4 protein-coding genes are annotated in these 7,241 nt (G+C 66.2%); all 4 read right to left on the bottom strand.

The features are described 5' to 3' along the window. Nucleotides 1-393: 393 nt before the first annotated feature. Nucleotides 394-2,358, bottom strand: coding sequence for a M2 family metallopeptidase (locus tag AC5P60_RS18265; protein ID WP_164208931.1), 1,965 nt, complete (start codon nt 2,356-2,358; stop codon nt 394-396). A 616-nt stretch (nt 2,359-2,974) separates the two neighbouring features. Continuing rightward, nucleotides 2,975-4,624, bottom strand: coding sequence for a phosphoethanolamine transferase (locus AC5P60_RS18260; protein ID WP_033834365.1), 1,650 nt, complete (start codon nt 4,622-4,624; stop codon nt 2,975-2,977). After that, nucleotides 4,621-5,373, bottom strand: coding sequence for a phosphatase PAP2 family protein (locus AC5P60_RS18255; protein WP_012480985.1), 753 nt, complete (start codon nt 5,371-5,373; stop codon nt 4,621-4,623). Before AC5P60_RS18255 ends, AC5P60_RS18260 begins: the two co-directional genes overlap by 4 nt. Before the next feature lie 111 nt (nt 5,374-5,484). Further along, nucleotides 5,485-7,188, bottom strand: a complete 1,704-nt coding sequence (locus AC5P60_RS18250; protein WP_049431415.1) for an ArnT family glycosyltransferase — start codon at nt 7,186-7,188, stop codon at nt 5,485-5,487. Between the last annotated feature and the right edge of the window lie 53 nt (nt 7,189-7,241).

Genomic DNA, 7,241 nt, shown 5'->3' with positions numbered 1-7,241 from the left:
GGCCGGCACTACCGGAAAGGGACGGATCCTCGCGGACCCGCCCCTTTTTTCATTTCGCCGCCGGGGCCGCGTTGGCCTGCCAGCCGCACATCTGGCCTTTGACTGCTGTTTCGGTAGAGCCGGCCGCTGGCCGGCTGCCCGTTGGGCCTTCACCGCGTAGTTGCCGGCCAGCGGCCGGCACTACCGGAAAGGGGCGGATCCTTTCGGACCCGCCCCTTTTCTCATTTCGCCGCCGGAGCCGCGTTGGCCTGCCAGCCGCACATCTGGCCTTTGACTGCTGTTTCGGTAGAGCCGGCCGCTGGCCGGCTGCCAGATGGATTTCCACCGTGCAGTTGCCGGCCAGCGGCCGGCACTACCGGAAAGGGACGGATCCTCGCGGACCCGCCCCTTTTTTCATTTCGCCGCCGGGGCCGCGTTGGCCTGCCAGCCGCACATCTGGCCTTCGTTCTGCTGCTTCAGCCACTCGTTGACCGGGGTGAAGTACTCGATCATCGGGCCGGCATCGAGCTTGTCGGTACCGGTCAGCTCCTTCAGCGTGGCCTGCCACGGCTGGCTGGCACCCTTGCTCAGCATCGCCCAGTACTTCTGGCCGGCTTCCTTGTTGCCGTAGAAGGTGCACTCATGCAGCGGGCCCTTGTAGCCGGACGCGTCGCACAGGCCCTTGTAGAACTGGAACTGCAGGATGCGCGCCAGGAAGTAGCGGGTGTACGGAGTGTTGCCCGGCACGTGGTACTTCGCGCCCGGATCGAAGAACTCTTCGCCACGGGTGCTGGCCGGCGCCACGCCCTGGTACTTGGCCTTCAGGTCCCACCACGCCTTGTTGTAGTTGTCGGCAGTGATCGAGCCATCGAACACGCCCCAGCGCCAGCGGTCGATCATCAGCCCGAACGGCAGGAACGACACGCCTGACAGCGCCATGCGCATCTGGTTGTTGATGACCGCCTCGCGGCTTTCGGTCGGCGCATCGACCAGGCCGATCGAGCTGAGGTACTTGGGCGTCATCGCCAGCACGATGGTGTCGCCGATCGCTTCATGGAAGCCATCGTTGGCACCGCCCTGGAACAGCGGCGGCAGCGGGTTGTAGGCCAGGTCGTAATAGATGTGGCCCAGCTCGTGGTAGATGGTGGTGAAGTTCTCTTCGTTCGGCTTGATGCACATCTTGGTGCGCACGTCGCCTTCCATGTTCATGTCCCAGGCACTGGCGTGGCAGACCACGTCGCGGTCGTCAGGCTTGATGAACTGGGTCTTTTCCCAGTAGGACTGCGGCAGCGACGGCATGCCCAGCGACACGTAGAAGTCCTGCGCGCGCTCGGTCATCTGCTTGGCGGTACGCAGTTCGGCCTCGCGCTGCGCCTTGTACTGCGCGGCCACGTTGGCATCCTTGCCGGCCTTGGCCAGCGCCGCGCTCAGGTTGGTCTGGTACTGCTTTTCCAGCGCCGCGGTGATGTCCAGGCTGCCGGCGCCCGGGTACGGTTCCAGCTGGTCCCACAGGTTCGACCAGTCCTGCTGCCACATGTTGCCCAGCAGGTGCGCGGCGATCAGGCCATTGCCTACTTCGGCCTTGTCCTTGCCATAGGTCTTGTCCAGCTTGCCGCGCGCGTAGCAGTGCAGCTGCTCGTACATCGGCTTGACCTGTTCCCACAGGCGGTCGGTTTCCGGGCCGATCTGCTCCGGCGGCATGTCGTAGCCGCTGCGCCACATCTGGCCGGCATCGGTGAAGCCCATGCCCTTGGCGCCTTCGTTCACCAGGCCGACGAACTTCTGGTAGTCGCCGCGCATGCTCTTGGTGGTGCTGTGCCAGCCCTGCCAGGCGTCAAGCTGCTTGCCGTAGTCGCGGCTGCGCGCCAGTACCTGTTCCAGCTCGCCCAGCTGGCGGCAGGAGTTCGGATCGTTGGCGTCGGTGCAGTACTTGCCAGCGCCGTAGCTGCCTTCCATGCGGGTGGCGATCTGGGTCAGCTCGGCCAGCTTGGCCGGATCGCGCGGCGCCGGCATCGAGGACATCAGTTTCAGCAGGTGGATCGCACGCTTGCTGTCCTCGCTCATCGGCTTGCCGTCGAACTTGGCGGCCTGCTCGATCCAGCTGTTGAGCTGGGTCAGCGAGCGCTCGTTGGCCTTGGCCGCGATGCGTTCGGAATCACTGTTGATGTAGGTGGAAGACAGCCACTGCGCCGAGGTCATCTCCGGGTAGGCGGCCTTGAATTCGGCATTGATGCGGGCCACGAACTGGTCGGCGGTTTCGCCGGCCGGGACGCTGCTGCTGGCGGTATCGGTGCCTGGGGCAGCTTCCTTCTTGCAGGCGGCCAGGGCCAGCGTGGCGGCGGCGATTGCCGAGGCCAGCAGGAGATGACGGTGTTTCACGGGCGGTCCTTGGGTGGTGAACGACGGCCGAAGGCTAGTGGGCCGTCGCTGCCACCGCAAGTGGCGGAAGTCGGCCGGGCGGCGCCCGGCACCCGCAGAGGCTTTCAAGCAAGGGCAAAGGCCGAAGCAACAGCGTGCATTCCGTGGGATGGCGGGGCGGTGTGGGTGGGCAGGACACGCCGTAAACCCATCCATGGGGGCTCGATGGCGCCATCCATGGCGCCAACGGTCCTGCCCATCCACACCGCCCCGCCTTCGACAGATTCCGGCGGCTGTTGGTAGGTGTCGACCTTGGTCGACACATCTGTCAGATATCGAATGAGTCATCCACGCATGGCGTGGATCTACTGTGTCGACCAAGGTCGACACCCACCAGGGCAATGCGTCGTTCCGACAGATCGCGGAAAACTGTCGAAGGCGGGGTGGGTCCGGTGGCGGGAGTGTCCGCGGCATGGATGCCGCGGCCAAGCCCCCATGGACGGGTTTACGGCGTCTCCCGCCACCGGACCCACCCCGCCATCCCTCAGGAAACCCGCTTCTGCTGTTGCTGTCGAGGCTGCCGGCCAGCGGCCGGCACTACCGCGGGTGCAGGGCTGCAAGCCCTGCCGAACAACCCTCAACCTTCGCAGTTGGCGAACAGGTCGCGATCGCGCTCGTACAGCGAGGTCTTCACCTGCATCAGGCCCAGCACCGACGGGAACAGGTTGTCGTGGTCGGTATAGGCCGCCGAACGCTTGCGCACGCACTGCAGGTCCAACCCACGGCTGCTGGCAAAGCCCGGCGAGAACCACATCGTCATCGGTACGCGGGTCTGCTCGGCCGGAGCGATCGCATACGGCACGCCATGCAGGAACAGGCCCTTCTCGCCCAGCGATTCACCATGGTCGGACAGGTAGATCATCGCCGTGTCGTAATCCTGCATGCCCTGCAGGGTGCCGATGGTCTTGCTCAGGAAATGATCGGTGTACAACACCGCGTTGTCATAGCTGTTGGTGATCTCTTCGCGAGAGCAACGGCCGATGTCACGGGTGTCGCAGGTTGGCTTGAAGCGCGCGAAGGCTGCCGGGTAACGCTCGAAGTAGGCCGGGCCGTGGTTGCCCAGCTGGTGCAGCACCACCACGCGGTCGCCGGGCTTGGCACGCACCTGGGTGGCCAGGTCCTGCAGCAGGATCTCGTCCATGCAGCGGCCATCGGCGCACAGCCCCGGCGTGGTCGCATCGGACAGCGACTGGAACTCCAGCCCTTCGCAGACGCCCTTGCAGCCGGACTGGTTGTCACGCCACAACGGTGCGATGCCGGCGCGGTTCAGCACGTGCAGCAGCGACTGGTGTGCACGGATCTTCTTTTCATCGTAGTCGTGACGTCCCCACGGCGAGAACAGGCACGGCAGCGACACTTCGGTGCTGGTGCCGCAGGAGTGCATGTCGGGGAAGTTGATCACCGGTGCCTGGGCCAACTCCGGGGTGGTGTTGCGGCCACCGTTGAGCCCCCAGTTCTGCGCGCGCACGGTTTCGCCCATGACGATCACCAGCAGGCGCGGCTTGCTGGCCGGGGCGCGTGGCGTGGCCTTGGCGTCGGTGCCGATCGGCAGCTTCGGCGCGCGCTGCACCGGGTTGTCGCCACGCAGCGCGCGCGGCATACCGAGCAGCACGTTGGCCGGGGTGGCGAGATAGCGTACTTCGCGCTGGTTGCGCATCAGCGCCGAGATATCCTGGAACGAGATCAGCGCACCGCCAACTGCGGTCGCCGCCGCCACGACCAGGAAGCCGAGTCGCCACAGCAGGCTGCGGCCACAACTGCGTCGGCGCAGCTGCACGCGCCACAGCACCACCATCGGCAGCACGGCCAGCAGCAGCACCGGCCACAGCAGCGATACGGTCATCAGCTCGCGGCTCTCCTTGGGGTCGGTCGCCAGCACGTTGCGCAGCATGTCCGCATCCAGATAGATGTGGTAGCGGCTCATGTAGTGCGCAGCGAACGCCGTCACCAGCAGCAACAGGCTGATTACCACTTTGGCATTCCAGCGCCAGACCAGGATGCCCAGCAGCACGCCGTGTGCACCCAGCAGCAACAGCAGCAGCGAAAGCGCGTAACGCAGGCTGCCTGGATGGCTGGCCATCGCGCTGTGCCAGAACAGGCCGTTGCCGGCCACCGCGAAGAACAGGCTGGTCAGCGCGATCAGTGCTTCCGTGGAGAGCTGCGGCCGCCAGTTGCGAAGACCCGCAAGGGCGGGGAGGCGGGCGGGGCGTTGGACCGATGCACTCATGCGTTTGCCTCCTGGCGGTGGGGACGGTCCAGCTGACGGTGGATCAGAACATACAGGCCCAACGAAAGCAGCCAACATATCAACGCGGTGGCAATGTCATGCGAAAGGAAATGGGCGCCCCGCAACTGCTGGCTGATCCCGAACACCAGGCCGGTGCCGAGGCCGATCCAGAGCCCGGTCCAGCGCCAGGACGGCCGCCACAGCAACGCGAAGAAGTACAGGCAGAGCCACGCATAGCCTGCGCTGGCGTGGCCTGCCGGGAAGCAGGCCTGTGCCGGCATGCCTTCCGGGCGCAGGGTGAACAGACCGATGAAAGGCTGGTGGCCACCGTAGCGCAGCAGGTCCCACGGGCATTCCATCGGCACCAGCGACTTCAGCAGGGAGATCACGCCGGTGCCCAGTGCCATGGCAATTACGACATAAAGCAGCGCCCATTGCAGGGTGCGATCGCGACCCTTACGCCAGTGGTGGAAGCACAGCAGGATCACGACCAGCGCCGCCGCCGTGCTCAACCATTTGCCGGCCTTGTGCACGACGCTGCGGGTGATCCAGGCGTCCTGCAGCGCCCAGTGGCTGCCTTCAAGACGGAACAGGTGATCGGCCACCCATTGATCGCCGCCGAAGCCCATCAGCAGCGTAAACAACGGCAGACCGATTGCGACAGGCAGCCAGAGGTGAGTTACGGCAAATCGAGACGCCAGTGGTGATGTCGCAAGCGGCGCTACCGAATCAAGGGGACGGACGGGCATGCTGGGAAGGGGCGGTTCGGGAATCCGCGCTCATGCTCGTCACCTGGATGTCGGAGAAGGGTCGGACGCCCGTTCGCGCCGGGTTAATGAGTCCTCGGCGCATGTCAACGTTCAGTCTTCTTCGGCGGTCGATCCTGTCCGCTCGGCGTGACACTCCGGGTTCCATGCGGTACCGGGAAGCAGTTGCCAACGATTCCTGTTGGCAACACCGATGTCGATCACTTTGGCCGGATCCACGCAGGGGCTCATCGCATCGTCCAGCACCAGCAGCCAGCGCTTGTCCGGCGCCTCAGCGAGCCAAGGGCCGGCGTCATGCCATTGCTCTGCCCAGGGCCGCTTGAAGCCGAATTCGCGTACCGGGCGGTCGGCCTGCAGCAGGTTCTGCTCGCGCCAGGCCACCAGCGCCAGTTCGGCATCCGGTCCGATCCGCGCGCCGACCCGGCGCATCAGCGCTGACGCCGATGCATAGGGATCCAGCGCCGGAATCAGTACCAGGCCGTAGAGCATCCACAGCATGCCGTGGGTCAGCAGCACCAGCGTCGCCGCGCGGCGCACCCGCAACCACACGATCAGCGTGGCCAGCGCGATGGCGAAGGTCAGCAGGCCATCGCCCAGCACCGGCAGCAGGGTATCGGGCATGGCGCGGCGTTCCAGCTGGGCCACCGCCCAAGCGTGTTCGGTCAGCAGCATCACGCCCAGCGTGCCAGTGGCCAGCATCAGCACCACGCTGTAGCCGAACAGGTAGCGGCGAACGCACAGGCGGCGCAGCAGGCCGGGCAGCAGCGGGGCTACGGCCAGCGCCATCGCCGGCAACATCGGCAGCAGGTACACCTCGCGCTTGCCCGGGCTGGCGCTGAAGAACACCAGTACCAGCACGGCCCAGCCCAGCAGCAGCCACTGGCGGCGGTCGCCACGGCGGATACGGCGCCACCAGGGCTTGAACAGCATCGGCAGCAGCAGGCTGCCCGGCAGCCACAGGGTAAGGATCACCTGCAGGTAATACCAGGCGGGCTGCCGGTGGTGCCACGCATTGGCATAACGGGTGCCGGTCTGCTTGAACAGCAGCTCGTGCGCATAAGCCTGCAGTTCGGCACTGGGCGTGTGCAGCAGGGCCCAGCCCAGCGGCGCCAGCCACACCCCGACACCCAGCAGGAAGGCCGGGATCAGCCAGAGCAGGGTTGCCGGATGCGGACCCTCCACCGTGCGTCCGCGGCGGCGCTGGTACAGCCACCAGCCGAACCAGGGCAGCACCATCAGCAGCGGCAGGAAACCCACGCCCTTGGTCACTGTGCCGACGCCTGCGGCGAAGCCGGCCAGCCACAGGGCAGGCAGGTTGCGGCGTTCACACAGATGACGCATCAGGCCCCAGAGGGCCACGGTGGTCATGCCCACCAGCACCATGTCGATCTGCGCGCGCTTCGCCATCAGCCCGAACTGCAGGGTGCAGAACAGCGCAGCGACGGCGTAGATGGAATGTCGTGGCGACCATAGCCGCCGCGCCAGGTCCGACACCAGCCACAGGCTGAGCAGGGCGCCCAGCAACGACGGCAGCAGGAAGGACCACTGCCAGCTGCCGACGATCTCGTAGGCGGCGGCCTGCAGCCACATGAAGACGGGTGGCTTCTCCGCATACAGTTCCACGCCACGGTGCGGCAGCAGCCATTGCCCGCTCTCGACCATGGTCCGGGCCGCCAGCACGAAGCGCGGCTCGTCCGGCGGCTGCGGCTGCCGAAGGCCGATCCCCGCTGCCAGCGCAGCAATGATCAGCAGCCACAACAGGGGCAGGCGCCAACGGCGGGGCAGGGCTACGGGCACGGCAGGCTCCGGGAGCAAAACGGCCATTCTGAGATGGCGGGGGTGGGAAAAGC

Source organism: Stenotrophomonas sp. YJH_SMC_120 (assembly GCF_059368675.1).
This window is presented reverse-complemented; position numbering and strand designations above follow the sequence as displayed.

What these genes read in the sequence shown, in the direction of transcription:
- AC5P60_RS18260 (WP_033834365.1), bottom strand. Translation starts at nt 4,624, where the DNA reads ATGAGTGCATCGGTCCAACGCCCCGCCCGCCTCCCCGCCCTTGCGGGT.
- AC5P60_RS18255 (WP_012480985.1), bottom strand. Translation starts at nt 5,373, where the DNA reads ATGCCCGTCCGTCCCCTTGATTCGGTAGCGCCGCTTGCGACATCACCA.